The sequence below is a fragment of the Erysipelatoclostridium sp. DFI.2.3 genome (assembly GCF_019132535.1).
Taxonomy (GTDB): Bacteria; Bacillota_I; Bacilli_A; order Erysipelotrichales; family Erysipelotrichaceae; genus Clostridium_AQ; species Clostridium_AQ innocuum.
This window is the reverse complement of the sequence record NZ_JAHOOJ010000003.1, coordinates 1-17,001: the sequence shown is the minus strand read 5'-3', so window position 1 is coordinate 17,001 and position 17,001 is coordinate 1. Positions and strand designations below refer to the sequence as shown.

The following is a 17,001-nucleotide window of genomic DNA, read 5'->3' as shown; positions in this document are numbered from 1 at the left end:
GATGGCCTATACATATGATGATGGGATCGTAGATATCTGCGAAAGAGTGAATGTGGCAGAGCCCGGGAATAAGCCGGTGTACGACTATCGTCCAAGGTTATCACTGTATTTCGGATATGAAAAGGTTGGTATCGTGCGCAATTATACCGCAAAGCAGGCAGGTGATACGCTGGATGAAGTGATCCATGTATACCGGGAACGTTCGATTTCTGCCGGTCGGGATATTGCAAGCATAGACGGCAGGCAGTATACGATATTGCAGGTGCAGCATGGCCAAGACGATGAAGGGATACCGATCACGGTGTTGTCCTTGGAGCGAAGAGGTGAGCCATATGGAACTACTGAAGCGAGTACGTGATGCCCTGTTGACGGTCACTAAAGATGTTCATCATTTTGAAAAGACTGGCAGCGAAGAAAGATACATCGTATGGCAGGAAGGAATCGAAGGAGATTCGCTACATGCTGACGATAAACACGAAATAATGGTCATTAACGGAACAATCGATCTGTTTACGAAACAAGAATATGATCCGTGGGTACAGGAGATAACAAGGGCATTAGAAGATGCAGAAATCACTTGCCGTATTGAATCAATACAATACGAAGATGAAACAGGATATATCCATTATGAATGGCATTTTGAGGTGGCATAATGGCAAAAATACAGGATAAAGGACTGAATGATTATATCAAATCTATAAAAAGGATGGGAAAAGTGTCTGACGATATCATTCACAAAGGCGTGTATAAAGGTGCGGGAATCATTGCAGACGCAATCAAAGATGAAATCAAAGATATTCCTGTAGATAATGGATACGGATCTCCAGAAAAACCTATAAGCGGGATATCAAATAGGCAAAAAGCAGATTTGATTGAGGGAATGGGGATTGCTCCTATACAAGAAGATAGTGATTTTGTGAATGCCAAAGTCGGATGGGATGGATATGGTCGTGACAAAACGAAGAAGTATCCGAAAGGTGTTCCAAACCAGGTTATCGCTCGTTCTGTAAATAGTGGAACATCGTTTAGAAAGAAAAATCCATTTGTAAACAGAGCAGTAACGAAGAATAAAAAAACAGCAGTAAAAGCGATGGCGGATACCATCGAAAATGAAATAAAAAAGGAGATGAAATGATATGGCAATCAAAGGATTGAGCATGCTGATCGTCGGCATGTATGACTATTCGGGGACGGGAAACAAACCGACATACAGTGAATAGGCAACAGTCGCGAAGATGGTGGAATACTCACTTGCGATCAATCAGAGCGAAGATAATCCGCTATATGCAGATGACATGGATGCAGAACACGATAAGGGTACATTCCAAAATGGCGAATTGTCACTGACAACAGATGACCTGACGCAAGAGGCATCGAAAAAGGTACTGGGTATCCGAACGGAAGAATTCACATATAACACAGATAAAAATGCGACAGAAGGCATTTATGACGATAAACGTGTAGCTCCGTATTTGGGTATCGGTGTAATTGAAGCACATCAAAACAATGATGTCACAAAATACAGAGCAGTATTCCTGCCGAAGGTGTTCTTCAATGTTCCGGAACAAGCGGCAACGACGAAAGGGGAATCTATCGAATGGCAGACACCGACGATCACCGGAACAGTTATGCGCAGTGATCTGGTAGATGATAAATATGAGCATCCTTGGATGATGGACGCATGGTTCCAGACAAGAGCGGAAGCTGCTCTGTACTTGGAATACAAATGCGGAAAAACAGATGCATAAAGGAGGTAGATGGACATGAGAATATCATTACTCAGTATCGAGGGGAAGACATATCCCCTCGTATTCTCCTTGAATGCAGCAGAACAAATCGAGGATGAATATATTCCGGTCACAAAAATGGTGGACTGTTTATTGGAACCTGAAAAATTTAAAAAAAATAGCATAAGACTTGTAAAGGATATCGTGTATATCATGATATGCGAAGGTATCCAGTACTGTAACCGAAAGAAGATCAAGCAGCAGGATGGAAAGGAACTGATACTGGATATCCCGAATAAAGAATCTTTATATGCAGATATTGGATATGAAGATTCCGGAATATTGACGGAGGCGATGTACAGTACGCTCGTCAAATCGAAAAAAAAAGAATCAACAACAAAGTAAAAAAAGGTGAAAAGGGAACTGACGATCACTACCTTTGTTTATCTGTATGGGCTCGCATGATCGGCATGCAGGAATATGAATTTGCACACATGCCGATCGGTGAGCTGAGTGATATTGTAGAAATGTATCAGCGTATCAAGGGATATGCGGAAGCTGATAGTGAAATAAATGGGGATTTCATCCCGTCATTGAAATAGTGAGGTGAAGAGATATGGGATATGATATCGGGCCACGTATAGGAATCACAGGAGAAAGAGAATTCAACAATCAGATCCAAAAAATCAACGGAAGATTGAAACTGCTCGGATCGGAGATGAATCTCCTCACGAAAAAATATGATGGGAATTCGGATTCTCTTGATTTCTTGCAGGACAAGAACGAGATATTGAAAAAACAATTGCAGGAGCAAGATACGAAAGTATCCGTTCTGTCAAAAGAATATAAGGAACAGAGTGAGAATCTAGGCAATCTAAAAAAAGGGTTGGAAAATGCCACGAAGGCATATGGTGAAAATTCTGCAGAAGCATTAAAAGCAGAGAATGCGCTGCGCAAGCAAGAAGATGTGATGGCGAAGTTGGGGACGTCCATCAACGAAACGAAGGGATATTGTGAAGCTTTAAAGAATCAAATTGCTGATAATTCGAAAAAGATGGATGAATTATCAGCAGCTGAAAAAAATGCATCGAGTAAGCTAGGTGAATTGACGCAAGATATCGCTAGGCAGCAACAGGAGCTGTCTGAGCTGCAGAGAGCCTATCAGGAAGCGGCCCTCGCAAAAGGGAAAGACGATCGAGAGACGCAGCAGCTGGCTGCACAGATCACAGCTCTATCCAAACATCTACAAACGAACAAGCAACGTTTGTCTGCGGTCCGGACAGAATCGAAGCAACTTGCTGGAGCCCTGGATGAAGTAGAAGACAGTGCGAAGGATGCAGGTGATGGCTTTACCATCATGAAAGGTGCGATGGCGGATATCACAGCTGATGGCATCCAGTCGCTTGCCGGAAGCCTAAAAGAACTCATTACACAAAGTGACGGGGCGAGTGCAAGCTTTCAGGCGGCAACAGGAGCATCTGCGGATGAAATGAAACGGTATAACGAAGAGATGAAAGAACTCTATAATAATGATTATGGAGACTCTTTACAGGATATCGCGGATTCTATGGCACGCGTAAAACAGCAGATGTCCGATCTGGATGATGAAGATTTGAAGAACGTAACAGCAGGTGTGAAGACTTTGGAAGATACGTTCGACATGGACTTCAACGAAACGCTGCGAGGAACTAAACAGCTGATGTACCAATTTGGTCTCTCTGCGGAAGATTCCATGGATCTGATCGCTATGGGAGCACAAAATGGGCTGAACTATACGGATGAACTCGGAGATAACATCTCGGAATATGCCGGTAAGTTTGCTCAGGCTGGTTATGGCGCGGATGATTATTTTCAGTTGCTGAAGAATGGTTCACAAAACGGTGCTTACAATCTGGATAAAATCAACGATGCGATAAACGAGGTAACGACACGACTTGCGGATGGGACGATAGAGGATTCTTTGGATATGTTTTCTTCGGAAACGGGAAAAGTTTTCAAGGCATGGAAAGATGGGCGTGCTACACAGAAAGATGTTATCGACGCTATCGTAAAAGATATAGCAAAAACGACAAATCAACAGAAAAAGCTCACAAAAGCAGCAACTGCATTCGGTACGATGGGAGAGGACGCGAATGCAAAGTTCGTGGAATCATTGACCAGTGTCGGAGATGAATTTTCGGATGTCAGTGGAAAGATGAAGGAGATACAGGATATCAAATACGGGACTGTAGAAAGTCAGTTACGAGGTTTGGGAAGGACATTGCAGACCGATCTCCTAGAACCTATGATCCAGGATGCGATGCCGGTATTAAAAGGCGGCGTAGAATGGATGATCGACAATCTGCCATTGGTCGAGGGTGCCCTCGTTACATTGGGTACAGCTGCCACGACTGCATTTGCAGTAAACAAGATTTCGAAATTCAAAGATTCCATTACAAATATAGCAGGTGGTCTGACGAAGCTTGCAACAGCAGACATTCCTGGAGTTTCAAGTGCACTGGGAGGTCTGGGATCACTCATTGCTGCTCACCCTTTATTGACGCTGGCAAGTGTGGCAGCAGCTGCAGGAACCGCAATGTTCATCTTTTCGCAAAAAACAGATGCCGCCACAGAAGCGATAAAGAAGAGCAGCGAGGAAACACAGAAGCAGATAGATGCCTGGAAAGAGATGCAGGCTGCGCAGGAGGAGGCAGTTGAGGGGATATATGGAAATTTTGAATATTACGCCCAGTTGAAGACAGAACTGGAGAGCATCACATCTGCAAACGGTGAAGTGAAAAAAGGCTATGAAGACCGCGCACGAGTAATCCTCGGGGAATTGAACGATGCATTGGGAACAGAACTGCAGATGAATGGAAACATCATTGACAGCTATAAGGAACAGATGAAAAACATCGATGATCTGATCACGAAGAAACAGGCGCAAGCACTTGTCGATAGTGGTATGGACGAATATACGGAGGCTGTCAAAAAGAATGCACAGGCCACCAGAGATATGATGAAAGCCGAGGATGAGTATCTGGCGAAAAGAGCTGAAGTAGAAGCAGAAATCAAGAAGATGGAGGACAATGGCCTTAGAGATGGAAATATAAATTATGACGCAACAAAAAGTAGATTGAATAGTGAATTGGAAGAGTATAAAAAGAATTACGAAAAGAAAAAAGAGCTTGTGGATGGATATACGCAAACGATAGCTGAGCAGAAGTATCTGATGGAAGAAATGGAAAAAGGGACAGCTGAAAGTCAAAAAAACATCGTAGACTATGTGGCGAATACATATAAGGAAAACGGAAAGAGTTTACAGCTTTCTACGCAGGAACAGATCGATATGCTGAAACGTTATGTTGAAGAAAATAAGAACAGTGAAGATGAAGCTGTGAAAAATCAAGTGGAAGCCAGCAAGATGCAGTTAAAAACTCTGGAAAAACAGTTAAAAGACGAACTGGGCGTCGTAACAGATGCCATTCCAGAACATGCAACCTTGTGGGAAACGATGTGTACTGCCGGGTTGAATGCTTATAAGAAAAATGAGGATCAATTCCTCAGTGCTGCATTCGGACAAACAGAAAAAGCGAAAAAGGGTATCGATGACGGTACACCGCAGACCAAAGCCGCATGGCAGGCTCTTGCAGATAAAGGGTATGCGGTGCTGGATGGAAATACATGGAAATACACGGATGCCGGAGAGAATTATGCGCTTGGATTGAAGAACGGAGTAAACAACAGAGCGGGAGAAGTGTTTGGTGCAGTATCGAATATGGGGCTTATGATGATATCGGCTTTGCACGACTCTCTAAAAGAAAATTCTCCATCGAAAGCCGCGTTTGAAGCAGGTGATTTCTTCACGATCGGAACGATAAACGGTGTAGAAAACAAGAAAAAGAAATTGTTTTCCACGATCACTGATATGGGAAAAGGTATGGTGGAACGTTTGCAGGATAATTCTGCAATCATGCAGCGGGCACAAAGTGAGATGTTCGGTGTAGACGGCACCTTCTTGTCAAATACAAAGGCAATCTTAGAAAGTGAACAGGTGAATCAGATAAATGTATATCTGGATAGCAGAATGATCGAACAGATGGTAGTTAAACGTGTGAACAGAAACCAGACATTCAAAAGTATAGTGACAGGAGGATGATGTCATGTACCATATGTTTTTAAATGATGAATGCAGCGAAACCTTGCGTCTATACGTCGTGAAGCGTCCGGATGTCCCGTCACCGCAAAAACGATATAACGAAAAAGGACTTCCAGGACGGGACGGTAAGCTGTATGAGGATACAGGATATTATGAAGACATCACGATATCTGTAGAATTGAACTATATGACATCCCCGGATAATTGGAACAATGTATGGCGGATGGCGAAACGCTGGTTGCTTACATCCGTTGGAAAAAGATTATCTTTCAGCGATGACAGATCTGTATACTACAGGATAAAAAAAGTCGAAGTATCTACCAATGCCAGAAATTCGTTGAGGATAGGAAGGTTTACTGTGAATCTTACATTAGACCCGTACACCTACCTATTATCAGGCATACAACTATATGACCCACAACAGATAAAGGATAATCCATACGAAGAAACGACACCTGTTTATTTTATAAAGGGTGAGGGAGTGTGCACGTTGACGGTCAACGGACATGCGATAAAGGCAAACGTAGGACAAAACCTTACCATCGATACATATCGTAGGATAGCGTACCGTAGTGACGGGACATTGCACAATACTGCTATCAGTGGAGAATATGAAGACATGCTACTGATCGAAGGAGAAAATAAGATATCAATATCCGATCCGGCAAAATTCACACTGACCATACAACCAAACTGGAGGTGTATATGATGATCCAGGTATATAAACCGGGAAATCGCAATTTTGATTATAATGGAGATTATAATCTGAAACCCATAACGTGTGAGTTGAAGATGAAGCTGAAAGGAGAATGGGTGGTAACGCTCAGAAATCCATTGGATGAGAATATGGAGGGTATTGTAGAAAATGCCATCCTAAGCATGGACACTCCCATCGGCAAGCGGCAGTTATTCATGATCAATGAAGTGGATAAGAATGATGACTTTATCGAAGCCTATGCAATACCTATATTTCTTACGAATGATATATATTTCTTCGACACTCGCGTCGTGAATAAAACTGCACAGGATGCATTGAATATCATGTTTAAAGATACGAAGTACAAAGGATATTCCGATATATCGAAAGCGAATAGTGCTTATTATCAGGAAATGTGTGCAAATGAAGCGATCAGCGGAGACAATGATAATGCATTTTTGAATAGATGGGGAGGCGAACCGATCTATAAGAATTATGAGATTTATCTGAATAAACGTGCCGGAGCTGATAATGGGATGCGAGCTGAATTCGGGTTCAATCTAACGGGTGTTGAAGAAAAAATCGATATGTCGGAAGTGGTTACCAGAATACGCCCAAAGGCATACAACGGTCATATGCTTCCTAACAATGAAACGGTCGATTCGCCGAATATAGAAAAGTATGAGCCACGAAGATTTCCGCCGGTGGTATTTGAGTATACTGATATCAAGTTGAAAGAGGATGCCCAGGAAGGCGATGAAGAAAACGGCATCACGATATGCGATACAAAAGCGATCCTCTATCAAAAGCTACGAGAGCGAGCGAAACGTGAGTATACGATCAATAAAGTAGATATGCCGATCATCACATACAACGTTCAGATGGTAGATCTTTCCAAAACGGACTTATATAAGGAATATAGTGAATTAGTGAGAGTGTCGCTTGGAGATACGGTACATGTATCCCATCGTAGGTTAAAGATCGAAACGACACCTCGTGTCATCGAATTAGTATACGACGGGATAACCAATAGCGTAACATCTCTTACGTTGGGTGATCATAAAGAAGATTATTTTGATAGATTATCGAAAACTCAGCATATCGTAGATACCATATACGATAAAGTGAGCAACACGATCATGGCGCAGCGTATTGCCGGTGTCGTAAATCTCATGATGACATCGTTAAAGGCTCAAAAGGACATCGCCAAAAGGCAGGATGTACGTGCGATCCTATTCGAAGATATCGACAAATCATCTCCTACATATGGAGCGCTCTGTATAGGTACACAAGGCATACAGATCGCTAAAAAACGCAATGAGACGGATACGGACTGGAAATGGGGAACGGCGATAGATTTTGAAGCGATCAATGCGGACTATGTGATCACCGGTATACTGACAGACAGGAATGGAAAATTTTATTTGAATCTGGATACCGGAGAATTACGAATGAAGGATGGAAGTTTTGCGGGAACGATATCAGGTGCTACCATAAATGGTAGCAAGATCATCGGAGGAACGATAGAGATAGGAAATAATTTTTCAGTTGCTAAAGATGGAATCATGAGATGCGCTGATGCAGTCATGAAAAATGTAACGATGGAATCGGGGACATTCAAGGGTAAACTTACAACAGAGTATGATGCTTATATCGGGCGTAATCTACATTTGAGTTATGAAGCAGGAAGAATAAGTCAAATAACGCTCGGAGAAAAAGAAGATACAGTAATCATATTGAGTGAAGATCTGATAAGAATTGGTATTTTCGACAACAATACCGACTTGTTATCAAGACCATCGATTTCTATAACCAAGGATGATATATTCTTAAACCTTAATGAAGACAATCATATCCGTATAAACTCTATTTTAGGTGTGACTATGAAAACGAAAGGTAAGTTTATTGATATGAATTATGATATCTAACGGTAGGAGGCAGAGTGATGATCAAAGTGACACGGAAAGGCTTGACATTGACATTAGATGCGGAAATCATCCCAGCGCAGGGTTCGGCAGATGTGCCTGTACAATATATCAATGATACGGATGCATACAAAGATTATATCGTCGCACCGAAAATCGGATGGTATAAAAAAAATGGCGTGTACTCTGTGGCGATTGCGAGATATAGCAATAAAGTATTCAAGATACCTGCGGAAGCATTCGGGCAGGATGGAATCATCTTTATCGCGATAGAAATGACAGATCCAAAGGATGCTGCTCATATCGAAGTTACGCAACAAATAGCAGCACGCTGTACACCGGCACCGAATGGGACTGTCATACTTCCGAGTAAAGATGAATGGCAGAAGGCAGTTGCAGACTTCGTGAAGCAGTATATGGATTCGGAATTTGAAACACCGGCGTCTGAACTGATCGAGAAGCAAAAAGAACAGATAGCATATATTCAGAATGCATTGGATACAGGGGAATTCATCGGGCCAAGAGGTCCGCAAGGGATACAGGGGATACCTGGCGAAAAAGGAGAAAAAGGGGAACGTGGTGATAGCGGTGTGATAACACCGGCGAATGGCGTGTTCACATTTGTTGGAGATGCGGCCGGAAATCTGTATTGTTATTATGCGGATTCTGCAGCACCACCGACATTTGAAGTAGATGAGAATGGTAATATCTACATGGATATACCAGGATAAGGAGGGGCATGTATGGCTAAAGTTTTAGTTGGAAATTTCAAGGGGCCTAAAGGAGACACAGGGAAAACCGGTCCTGCAGGACCACAAGGACCACAGGGACCGCAAGGGAACCCGGGAACGGTAAATATCGCAGATGATTTCACGACCGAAGACCCTACATACGCATTATCTGCACCAAAGGGTAAAGAACTATACGATAATTTATTGCAGATCGGCAATCCCAATCTGTTAATCAATGGTGATTTTCAAGTGTGGCAAAAAGGAAATGAATTTAATATAACTAGCAATAGGATGTATACAGCAGACAGATGGATTGCTTATATGAATGCTTCTGATGGATATGTGCCATATACTATAACTAATAGTAGTAGAAGGATGAAAATTTCATCAACCGCTGGTGAATGTAAGTTTTTGATATTTCAACATGTAGAATTGAATAATTCTATTATACGTAAGATCTTAGGAAAGAAATTGACATTGAGCGTGAAAATAATATCGAGCAATGTACAAGAGATCAGCACATCAGCAACGATCTTGTATAATTCGAGTGATAAACCATCTGTATCGTTAGCGAGAAAGACACACACGATTTCAGCAAACAAATATACGATCATGAAGATGACCTTCGATGTAGTGAGTGATGCAGATTTCGATGATGTCAAATCTTTGCAGATAATAATCTCTTCACCGGGTATAACCTCAGACGTATATATAGATTATGCAAAATTAGAGCTTGGAGAGATTGCGACATCGCTTGTCCCAAGACCATATGCAGAGGAACTTATGCTTTGCCAAAGATATGGTAGATACATATATGTTGATTACACGATGAACGCAGCATCAAATTCATTCTCTAATATGATGTCGATTCCAGTTGACATGCGAATAGATCCAACATTGACGTTAAAAGCGGCAGGGACACTGACCAATATAACAAGTGAGAAGATCACACATGCAAGTTTTACAAATCGAGTGCGTTTTAGCTTTAGTGCTTCTGCAGCTGGAATGTTGAGGGTGCATGGTCGAGAGTATTGGGCAGACGCAGAAATCTATTAAGGAGGTATCGATGTGGTAAAAGTATACGTTAAGGTTGATTCTGATTCTTTGATAACAGAGGTTAATAGTGAGATATTCATGGAAAGCATAGATGGATATGCATTGATCGATGAAGGCGAAGGGGATCGCTTTACTCACGCACAAGGGAATTATCTGGAATCTGGATTGATGGATGAGCAGGGAAGATACAATTACAGACTGCTGGATGGAAATGCTGTACTATTGACAGAAGAGGAAAAACAAGAGCTTTTCCCGCCTATCGAGCCGGAATTGTCCGAGCAGGAAAGATTCAATGCTGCTGTCCTGCTTGAATTAGCAAAGCTGAAGGCAGGTGATGCAGTATGATGTATCGTTGGATCAAAGAGTATTATGATGCCGGAATCTATAAAGACAGTGATCTGGAAATATTTATAGCTGGTGGGATGATAACGAAGAAACAGGCTGATGAAATAAAAGCCGGATAGGGGGTGATCCAAGTATCTCGCATGGGCGTGCGTTAAACGCCCTACATATTGCCAAGAATGGCGGAAAGAGATGAGGTATATGAAACATATGGCACAAACAATCACAGATAACTACAACGCATTTGTGGGCACTGTTATAGCAGTTATCAGCGTGATATTCGGAGAACACTGGTATCTGTTTGCGTTGTTCCTTGCACTTAATATAGCAGACTGGGTAACAGGTTGGATGAAGTCAAGAATCATGAAAAAAGAAAATTCAGTAAAGGGTTGGCAAGGAGTACTTAAAAAGATTGGATACTGGATCATGATCACGTTTGCATTTATGGTTGCAGCAGGCTTGATCGAAATCGGTGAGATAATCGGTGTAGACTTGCAGATTACAACACTGCTTGGATGGTTCGTACTGGCAAGCTTGATTGTGAATGAAGCACGCTCCATCTGCGAAAACTTCGTTGAAGCTGGATTCAACGTACCAAAAATTTTGAGCAACGGCTTAGCTGTTGCCGACAAACTTATTAACAAAGAAAGCGAGGATGAGGAATAATGAAAAAAGCAAAAGATTTGGTATCATACGTAAAAGAGAAAGCCGCAAAGGACAAGACGATTTATGTTCTGGGAGCTTTTGGGAATAACTTTACTTCAGCGTTTTTAGAACAGAAGTGTAATCAGCTGACATGGAACCAAGAGAACCGCGGATTCTTGTCCGGATATGTAGATAAGGGGTATCAGGCTTTTGACTGTGTAGGACTGATCAAAGCATTCCTGTGGGATGATGATCCATCCAATTACAAAGCATCAGAAGATGAAAACGAAGTCATGATGTACGATCGTGCAAAAGTAAAAGGTATGATTGCATCTATGCCGGAAAGACCAGGCATTCTGGTATTCATGCCTGGCCATGTTGGTGTATATATCGGAAATGGTTATGTAGTCGAGTGTACACCGAATATGCCATTGGGTGGCTGGGGAGTATTAAAAACCAAGTTTGCAGGCCGTGGTTGGACGAAATGGGCAGAATACGCACGTATCTCGTATGAAAAAACGACAAGCAAGCCGTCAAATAATAAACCGGCAAACAAGCCATCCAATAAGAAGCCGGACCAGTATCTTACGAAAGATTCAAAGGTAGAATTTGTGAAAAAGATGCGTGTTGAAAAATACGATGCAGCAAATGACTGGATCTACAGCTCTGTCGTAGGTGGATGGTTCTCACCGTCGATCTGTAAAGAAGTATCAGCTGCCGATGGTAAGAAGGATCAGTATTTCGCAAATACGAATGCTGAATTTACTATTCCGGGGACCTTCACCGTATCGAAAGTGGATGAAGCAAACAACCTTGCATACCTGAAAGAATTGGGCTTCTGGGTAAAATGCGGAGCGCTGATTGAAGTAAAAGAAGGAAAATAAAAAAATCAACACTCATTCCGCATGGAGTGAGTGTTTTTTTGCGTGCATCATATTGTTTTAAATACCTAGTTTTTTAATAAGCGCATCCTGCAGTGTCTGTGAATAATTGATGTTGTTTTTATCGGCGAGATCATTCAGCCATGCCGGAATTGTAAGTGTCTTTTTGACGGCCTTGTTGTTATACCGCTTGGCCCATTCGACACCATCATATTTGACCATTAAAACAAAATCACGACCTTGTAATTTGATATCGCTTGGATTTGACGGTTTCGGAAATTCCTGAGCTGGTTCCAACGAATTCGGCGCAAACCAGGTGCCCAGTGCATCTTCTGCCATTTCTGCAGCTTCTTCCAGCGTTTCACCTTGTGTTAAACAACCAGGCAGATCAGGGAATTCTACCCAGTAACCTTTTTCATCCGGTTCAGCTTCGTGAAAAACTGCAGGGTAATAAAGTTTTGACATATCATATACCTCCTTTAATATAAGATATTAGGATAACCGGCGCAGGCCAAGGCTATTTTTTTAGCCCTGCCTGCTTCAGTATTGCTTGCTCCATGCCTTTTTTCAAATCTTTGCAATGATAAGGTACGATTGTTGTCTTTCTGGTATCCGGATTATAGAATTTTCTATGAGAACCGCCACCGCCGGGTACTTCTTGAAAACCGTTCTGCTTGAGGTACTTTATCATTTGCTTTGCTGTCATTGGCATATCCTGATATCTCCTTCCTTTTACATATATATTATAACACGTATGAATACGTATGTCAACGGAAAAAGACGTGTTTATACGTGTTTTTTACGAGCGCAAAATAATAAGCAGAGATTTAAGATGAAAAATCACGTATTTGATGATTATTTTACATTTATCATTTAATTGTGAGAAAATATATATGGCAGCAAAGATATTTTACTCCCCTATAAAAATCCGTATCATATCTTCTTCCTAGCTGCCAGCTCCTGTATAAGTGCAGGAGTTTTCTGTTTACCCGAAAACAACCAGAAAAAAATATGCAATTTATGAAAAAATGCTATAATGAATTAAAACGAAAAACAAATATATCCTTATATTATAATGAAAAAGAATGAAATATAATAAAAAAAGATGGAAAATGGATATTTCTATAGTTCTGGGTACCGGCACCATAAAGTAAGTTAAGCCTTTAAATAAAGGCTTTTTTAATGCCTGAAAGTAAAAAGGACGAAAAAATCACGGAAAAAGTGCTTAGCTTTGTGTTGAACCAGTCTTCTGTGGATTTCCAGAGGTGATCTAGGGATTTCCACTGCATGGATTTCGGTAGGGCTTTTCATGAAAACAATGAAGAATGACCATATATATTTGATAAACCACTTATAGGGGGATGAATTTGTATGAATCCTCACATACGATCAGGGCAGTGATGCAGACCAAAAGCTGCTGAATAAAATGCAGCTTGAGCAAATGATTATTTTCATCCATCATTGTATGCTATACTTCAGATAGTCATTCTGTGTATTCATTTCCCCACCAAAAACGATCGCAGGGTGACTTTTTCTGTGGATTACTGAAAAAAATAGCAGAGAATGCATATTCTGTGGTAAAATAAAACCAGAAAGCGAGGTGTAGCTGTTCATGAAGAAAGTACTGCTCTGTCTGTTTTGCATGATGTTTTTCTTGCAGGGATGCGGTAAAGATCATGAGGGAGAACCGATTGAACTGACTCCTCAGGAAGTTTTAGTCAGACTGCAGGATCCGAAAAAGAATTCCTTCATGCTGTATATCACCTCGGATAACTGCTATTCCTGTGATGAGTATGAAAAAGTGATACAGGAGATAGAAGAAAAAACACCGTTTGAAATCTATTATCTCAAGATGGATACCAACGAAGAAGATACGGACATCAAGCAGGCTGTTGAAGAACTGCAAATAACGACAGGAAAAATTCAAAGCCTGCCGTCAACCTTTTACTTTTATCAGGGAAGTCTGCTGCCTGAAAATAGCAAAGAAGGTTATCTGGAAAAGAAGGACTTGTTAAAATGGCTGAACGATCTGCATTTACTACATTAAATCAGGATACTGCAACGGTTTCTTCAAAAGAGGAAATCGTACAGCAGCTCACGTCACTGGGGATACAGAAGGGAATGGTACTTCTGGTTCAGGCAGACCTGCAGAGACTGGGCTATTTAATTGGCGGTGAGCAGGCGCTGATAGAAGCACTGATCGATGCCGTCGGCTATGAGGGTACACTGGTCATGCCAACCTTTACTCCTCAGCTGCTTGATCCATCCTGCCAGAAAAAAACGGTGGAACGTGTTTACTGGGATGATGTGCGTGCGTCTTCTTTTCCGTTTGATCGAAAACTGAGTGCGCCCCAGGATGCGCTTTCACTACAGTTTCTTCGCAATGAAGGAGTTGTGCGTTCCTATCATCCATTGTACAGCTTTGCGGCATGGGGCAAATATGCGAAGCTGATTTGTGATCGTCACCCTTTGCATTTTGGACTCAGTAAGGATTCTCCACTTGGTAAAATTGTGGAATTCAATGGATATACCATACTGCTCGGCTGTGAATATGAAAGCTGTAGCATGTTTCATCTTGCCCGCTATTCGGGAGATCAGCTTCCCATCCGTCTGGTAAGTGCTCCTATAGAAAATAATAAACAGACCATATGGAAGGATATGCTTGATCTGGATTATCATACAAAAAGCTTCTCCGAAATCGGAGAAGCAATGGAAGAGCGAAGCGTTGTGAAAACCTCTTACATTGGGAACGGACGCTGCCGCATGTTCTCTGCCAGAGAAGCTATTACGCTAGCCACGGCCTATTTCCATATTCACAGAGACTGAAGCAATATTGCCACAGCCTGCTCCAGATAATGCTGATCTATGGTATCGAATCTGGCTAGGATAGGTGAATCTACATCCAAAACACCCAGCAGGGTGTTTTCTTTTATCAATGGTACCACGATTTCTGAGTTGCTTGCACTGTCACAGGCAATATGGCTGGGGAAGGTGTGTACATTTTCTACCAGCTGTGTACAGCGTTGCAGCGCGCAGGTTCCGCAAACCCCTTTGCCTGACGGGATATGCATACAGGCTGCCTTGCCTTGAAACGGACCGAGAACAAGCTCGTTATTTTTCATAAGATAAAATCCCGCCCAATTCAAATCCGGAAGCTCATGGAATAATAAGGCTGCCATATTTGCCATGTTTGCAATCATATCATGCTCTCCCTCCAGCAAGGCTTGCAGCTGCTGCAGAATCAATTCATACTTTTTCTCTTTCATAATCCGACCTCTCTCAATATATAAGATATCGTATCATGAAAGTATAAAAAGAAAAAGCAGTTATCTATGGAAACTCATACCGCTTCAAGTAACAGGCATAAATAAAAAGAAGAAATAAATTTCCATGCAAGAAATTATTTCTTCCTATATTTACAGCTTTATCAATGACGCGTGATTGCGTGAATCATTCCTATTAGGATAACTCACTTTCACTTTTAGAAAACTTCGTATAAGCCTTGGAAATGTTTTTTGCTGATTCAGCAGTCATTTTATACCAGCCCTGAGCTGTCATCATATTGAAGACATCTCTTTGCAGAGTGGATACACAGGTATAAACCTCATCGATTTTTGTAAACAGCTCATCATTGCTTGCTTCCTGTGTAAAGGTATTTAATTCCGCCTTCATATGCTTTAATGTAACAAGCAGGTTGGTAGCGATATCCTTATCGCCATAGCTCTTTGATTTATCAGCCATGTTATTTTGCCTCACTTTCCAGGATAGCCAGTAATGTCTGGTAGTGCTCCTTCAATTTTTCCTGTACGTTCTCAAAACAGGTTTTAACATCTTCACTTTGAATCATTGAGATATCATTGGCTACACGCTTATTCAAAACAAGCGTCTGATCCAGAATATCTTCCATATACAATACGTCTTTTGGTGTCAGCATAGTGTTCACTCGTATGACTCTATGTATCAGTCATACATCTCCTTTCATACAATAGTATGGTAGGAAAATTACACTTGTATGCATTTGCTTTCAAGGTTTTATCTGCTATAATAGATACTCACAGGAGGACGTCATGGAAATACAAGAAAGAGAATATGTATATATCCAGAGCTATAAGCATGATGGGAGTCTTCACAGAACCTGGGCAAAGGGTTATGTTATCGAAGCGAATGAACGGCGTATTGTTGCAGTAACCAATAAAACACTTGTCAGTGAATCGGACGGACGCAAGTGGGTGACCAGAGAACCGGCAATCTGCTTCTTTTATCCGGATAAATGGTACAATGTCATCTGCATGATTCGAAAATCGGGTATTCATTATTACTGCAATCTGGCATCTCCATCACTGTATGACGGAGAAGCAATAAAGAATATTGATTATGATCTGGATGTCAAGGTTTCACCAACAGGGAAAACTACGCTGCTGGATGAGGATGAATATCAGGAGCATTCTGCGGAAATGGGCTACAGTCAAAAGCTGGATAAAGCAATCCACCACGGATTGGATCGTCTGATGGTGGATATCCGTCTGCAAAATTCACCATTTGAGCATCGGGAAATATCGGCATTGTATGATAAATACCTGCGCTATATGGATGAGGATAAAAGAATGAAATAAGGCTTCTATGCGGTATATGAAAGAAATATAACAAAAAAGTCAAAAAAATAAAAAAAGCTGTTGACACACAGGGATATGTGTTGTATTATATACGAGCGCTGATGAGAAACAAGGGCGCGCGAAATAGAAATTTCGGTCTTTGAAAACTGAACAGGAAACGTCAATTATTTGAGAAAACAATATTCTCGGTATAACGATAACAAAAATGAAATTCAAACGCAAGTCATGCGTTAGAGCTAAATCAAA

At 41.4% G+C, this 17,001-nt stretch carries 23 protein-coding genes; 18 read left to right on the top strand and 5 right to left on the bottom strand.

Annotated features, from left to right (window positions below; genetic code table 11):
• Nucleotide 1 precedes the first annotated feature (1 nt).
• The 15 genes from KSZ58_RS03740 (at nt 2) to KSZ58_RS03670 (ending at nt 12,145) form a co-directional block, all read left to right on the top strand.
• Nucleotides 2-358 carry a hypothetical protein gene (locus KSZ58_RS03740; RefSeq protein WP_022300026.1) on the top strand — a complete coding sequence of 119 codons (357 nt, stop codon included), beginning with the start codon at nt 2-4 and terminating at the stop codon, nt 356-358.
• Nucleotides 333-653, top strand: coding sequence for a hypothetical protein (locus KSZ58_RS03735; protein WP_009270434.1), 321 nt, complete (start codon nt 333-335; stop codon nt 651-653). Before KSZ58_RS03740 ends, KSZ58_RS03735 begins: the two co-directional genes overlap by 26 nt.
• Nucleotides 653-1,135, top strand: coding sequence for a hypothetical protein (locus tag KSZ58_RS03730; protein WP_009270433.1), 483 nt, complete (start codon nt 653-655; stop codon nt 1,133-1,135). Before KSZ58_RS03735 ends, KSZ58_RS03730 begins: the two co-directional genes overlap by 1 nt.
• Before the next feature lie 100 nt (nt 1,136-1,235).
• Entirely contained in the window at nt 1,236-1,748 is a 513-nt protein-coding gene (locus KSZ58_RS03725) for a phage tail protein (protein WP_233104433.1), read from the top strand.
• A gap of 15 nt (nt 1,749-1,763) precedes the next feature.
• Complete coding sequence (locus tag KSZ58_RS03720) at nt 1,764-2,132, top strand: hypothetical protein (RefSeq protein WP_022300025.1); 369 nt, start codon at nt 1,764-1,766, stop codon at nt 2,130-2,132.
• A gap of 56 nt (nt 2,133-2,188) precedes the next feature.
• A complete protein-coding gene (locus KSZ58_RS03715; RefSeq protein ID WP_217752615.1) occupies nt 2,189-2,329 on the top strand; it encodes a hypothetical protein in 141 nt (46 codons plus the stop codon).
• A 14-nt stretch (nt 2,330-2,343) separates the two neighbouring features.
• On the top strand, nt 2,344-5,865 hold the full coding sequence (locus KSZ58_RS03710) for a phage tail tape measure protein (RefSeq protein WP_142419488.1): 3,522 nt from the start codon (nt 2,344-2,346) through the stop codon (nt 5,863-5,865).
• Between the two features lie 4 nt (nt 5,866-5,869).
• Nucleotides 5,870-6,574, top strand: coding sequence for a distal tail protein Dit (locus KSZ58_RS03705; protein ID WP_009270429.1), 705 nt, complete (start codon nt 5,870-5,872; stop codon nt 6,572-6,574).
• A complete protein-coding gene (locus KSZ58_RS03700) occupies nt 6,571-8,490 on the top strand; it encodes a phage tail spike protein (RefSeq protein ID WP_022300023.1) in 1,920 nt (639 codons plus the stop codon). The genes KSZ58_RS03705 and KSZ58_RS03700 overlap by 4 nt, the downstream gene beginning before the upstream one ends.
• A 17-nt stretch (nt 8,491-8,507) precedes the next feature.
• The gene (locus KSZ58_RS03695) at nt 8,508-9,218 is read left to right on the top strand and encodes a collagen-like protein (protein WP_022300022.1); all 711 of its coding nucleotides are present in this window, start codon (nt 8,508-8,510) and stop codon (nt 9,216-9,218) included.
• Nucleotides 9,219-9,230: 12 nt separating this feature from the next.
• Entirely contained in the window at nt 9,231-10,274 is a 1,044-nt protein-coding gene (locus tag KSZ58_RS03690; protein ID WP_022300021.1) for a hypothetical protein, read from the top strand.
• Between the two features lie 12 nt (nt 10,275-10,286).
• A complete protein-coding gene (locus tag KSZ58_RS03685) occupies nt 10,287-10,619 on the top strand; it encodes a hypothetical protein (protein WP_008727640.1) in 333 nt (110 codons plus the stop codon).
• Nucleotides 10,616-10,738 carry an XkdX family protein gene (locus tag KSZ58_RS03680; RefSeq protein WP_002607678.1) on the top strand — a complete coding sequence of 41 codons (123 nt, stop codon included), beginning with the start codon at nt 10,616-10,618 and terminating at the stop codon, nt 10,736-10,738. Before KSZ58_RS03685 ends, KSZ58_RS03680 begins: the two co-directional genes overlap by 4 nt.
• A gap of 88 nt (nt 10,739-10,826) precedes the next feature.
• The gene (locus KSZ58_RS03675; RefSeq protein ID WP_002607677.1) at nt 10,827-11,282 is read left to right on the top strand and encodes a phage holin family protein; all 456 of its coding nucleotides are present in this window, start codon (nt 10,827-10,829) and stop codon (nt 11,280-11,282) included.
• Nucleotides 11,282-12,145: a hypothetical protein gene (locus KSZ58_RS03670; RefSeq protein ID WP_008727644.1), complete on the top strand. Its 864-nt coding sequence runs from the start codon at nt 11,282-11,284 to the stop codon at nt 12,143-12,145. The genes KSZ58_RS03675 and KSZ58_RS03670 overlap by 1 nt, the downstream gene beginning before the upstream one ends.
• Before the next feature lie 57 nt (nt 12,146-12,202).
• On the opposite strand, the gene KSZ58_RS03665 is transcribed toward KSZ58_RS03670, so the two are convergent.
• Nucleotides 12,203-12,607 carry a type II toxin-antitoxin system HicB family antitoxin gene (locus tag KSZ58_RS03665; RefSeq protein WP_044904601.1) on the bottom strand — a complete coding sequence of 135 codons (405 nt, stop codon included), beginning with the start codon at nt 12,605-12,607 and terminating at the stop codon, nt 12,203-12,205.
• A 52-nt stretch (nt 12,608-12,659) separates the two neighbouring features.
• A complete protein-coding gene (locus tag KSZ58_RS03660; protein ID WP_008727647.1) occupies nt 12,660-12,854 on the bottom strand; it encodes a type II toxin-antitoxin system HicA family toxin in 195 nt (64 codons plus the stop codon).
• Nucleotides 12,855-13,754: 900 nt separating this feature from the next.
• On the opposite strand from KSZ58_RS03660, the gene KSZ58_RS03655 reads away from it, so the two are divergent.
• Both KSZ58_RS03655 and KSZ58_RS03650 read left to right on the top strand, forming a co-directional pair.
• A complete protein-coding gene (locus KSZ58_RS03655; RefSeq protein ID WP_009271081.1) occupies nt 13,755-14,189 on the top strand; it encodes a thioredoxin fold domain-containing protein in 435 nt (144 codons plus the stop codon).
• Complete coding sequence (locus KSZ58_RS03650; RefSeq protein WP_009271080.1) at nt 14,159-14,968, top strand: aminoglycoside N(3)-acetyltransferase; 810 nt, start codon at nt 14,159-14,161, stop codon at nt 14,966-14,968. Before KSZ58_RS03655 ends, KSZ58_RS03650 begins: the two co-directional genes overlap by 31 nt.
• On the opposite strand, the gene KSZ58_RS03645 is transcribed toward KSZ58_RS03650, so the two are convergent.
• The 3 genes from KSZ58_RS03645 to KSZ58_RS03635 all read right to left on the bottom strand — a co-directional run bounded on the left by KSZ58_RS03645 (nt 14,956) and on the right by KSZ58_RS03635 (nt 16,076).
• Entirely contained in the window at nt 14,956-15,408 is a 453-nt protein-coding gene (locus KSZ58_RS03645) for a GAF domain-containing protein (RefSeq protein ID WP_008818764.1), read from the bottom strand. The two genes, KSZ58_RS03650 and KSZ58_RS03645, sit on opposite strands and share 13 nt — an antisense overlap.
• A 193-nt stretch (nt 15,409-15,601) precedes the next feature.
• Nucleotides 15,602-15,883, bottom strand: a complete 282-nt coding sequence (locus KSZ58_RS03640; protein ID WP_008818765.1) for a spore coat protein — start codon at nt 15,881-15,883, stop codon at nt 15,602-15,604.
• Nucleotide 15,884: 1 nt separating this feature from the next.
• Complete coding sequence (locus tag KSZ58_RS03635) at nt 15,885-16,076, bottom strand: hypothetical protein (RefSeq protein WP_009271079.1); 192 nt, start codon at nt 16,074-16,076, stop codon at nt 15,885-15,887.
• A 133-nt stretch (nt 16,077-16,209) separates the two neighbouring features.
• On the opposite strand from KSZ58_RS03635, the gene KSZ58_RS03630 reads away from it, so the two are divergent.
• A complete protein-coding gene (locus KSZ58_RS03630; protein WP_002607666.1) occupies nt 16,210-16,755 on the top strand; it encodes a DUF402 domain-containing protein in 546 nt (181 codons plus the stop codon).
• Nucleotides 16,756-17,001: the final 246 nt, after the last annotated feature.

Bases quoted from the DNA above. Each gene is read 5' to 3' on its own strand.
- KSZ58_RS03740 (WP_022300026.1), top strand. From the start codon at position 2: ATGGCCTATACATATGATGATGGGATCGTAGATATCTGCGAAAGAGTG.
- KSZ58_RS03735 (WP_009270434.1), top strand. From the start codon at position 333: ATGGAACTACTGAAGCGAGTACGTGATGCCCTGTTGACGGTCACTAAA.
- KSZ58_RS03730 (WP_009270433.1), top strand. From the start codon at position 653: ATGGCAAAAATACAGGATAAAGGACTGAATGATTATATCAAATCTATA.
- KSZ58_RS03725 (WP_233104433.1), top strand. From the start codon at position 1,236: ATGGTGGAATACTCACTTGCGATCAATCAGAGCGAAGATAATCCGCTA.
- KSZ58_RS03720 (WP_022300025.1), top strand. From the start codon at position 1,764: ATGAGAATATCATTACTCAGTATCGAGGGGAAGACATATCCCCTCGTA.
- KSZ58_RS03715 (WP_217752615.1), top strand. From the start codon at position 2,189: ATGATCGGCATGCAGGAATATGAATTTGCACACATGCCGATCGGTGAG.
- KSZ58_RS03710 (WP_142419488.1), top strand. From the start codon at position 2,344: ATGGGATATGATATCGGGCCACGTATAGGAATCACAGGAGAAAGAGAA.
- KSZ58_RS03705 (WP_009270429.1), top strand. From the start codon at position 5,870: ATGTACCATATGTTTTTAAATGATGAATGCAGCGAAACCTTGCGTCTA.
- KSZ58_RS03700 (WP_022300023.1), top strand. From the start codon at position 6,571: ATGATGATCCAGGTATATAAACCGGGAAATCGCAATTTTGATTATAAT.
- KSZ58_RS03695 (WP_022300022.1), top strand. From the start codon at position 8,508: ATGATCAAAGTGACACGGAAAGGCTTGACATTGACATTAGATGCGGAA.
- KSZ58_RS03690 (WP_022300021.1), top strand. From the start codon at position 9,231: ATGGCTAAAGTTTTAGTTGGAAATTTCAAGGGGCCTAAAGGAGACACA.
- KSZ58_RS03680 (WP_002607678.1), top strand. From the start codon at position 10,616: ATGATGTATCGTTGGATCAAAGAGTATTATGATGCCGGAATCTATAAA.
- KSZ58_RS03675 (WP_002607677.1), top strand. From the start codon at position 10,827: ATGGCACAAACAATCACAGATAACTACAACGCATTTGTGGGCACTGTT.
- KSZ58_RS03670 (WP_008727644.1), top strand. From the start codon at position 11,282: ATGAAAAAAGCAAAAGATTTGGTATCATACGTAAAAGAGAAAGCCGCA.
- KSZ58_RS03665 (WP_044904601.1), bottom strand. From the start codon at position 12,607: ATGTCAAAACTTTATTACCCTGCAGTTTTTCACGAAGCTGAACCGGAT.
- KSZ58_RS03660 (WP_008727647.1), bottom strand. From the start codon at position 12,854: ATGCCAATGACAGCAAAGCAAATGATAAAGTACCTCAAGCAGAACGGT.
- KSZ58_RS03655 (WP_009271081.1), top strand. From the start codon at position 13,755: ATGAAGAAAGTACTGCTCTGTCTGTTTTGCATGATGTTTTTCTTGCAG.
- KSZ58_RS03650 (WP_009271080.1), top strand. From the start codon at position 14,159: ATGGCTGAACGATCTGCATTTACTACATTAAATCAGGATACTGCAACG.
- KSZ58_RS03645 (WP_008818764.1), bottom strand. From the start codon at position 15,408: ATGAAAGAGAAAAAGTATGAATTGATTCTGCAGCAGCTGCAAGCCTTG.
- KSZ58_RS03640 (WP_008818765.1), bottom strand. From the start codon at position 15,883: ATGGCTGATAAATCAAAGAGCTATGGCGATAAGGATATCGCTACCAAC.
- KSZ58_RS03635 (WP_009271079.1), bottom strand. From the start codon at position 16,076: ATGCTGACACCAAAAGACGTATTGTATATGGAAGATATTCTGGATCAG.
- KSZ58_RS03630 (WP_002607666.1), top strand. From the start codon at position 16,210: ATGGAAATACAAGAAAGAGAATATGTATATATCCAGAGCTATAAGCAT.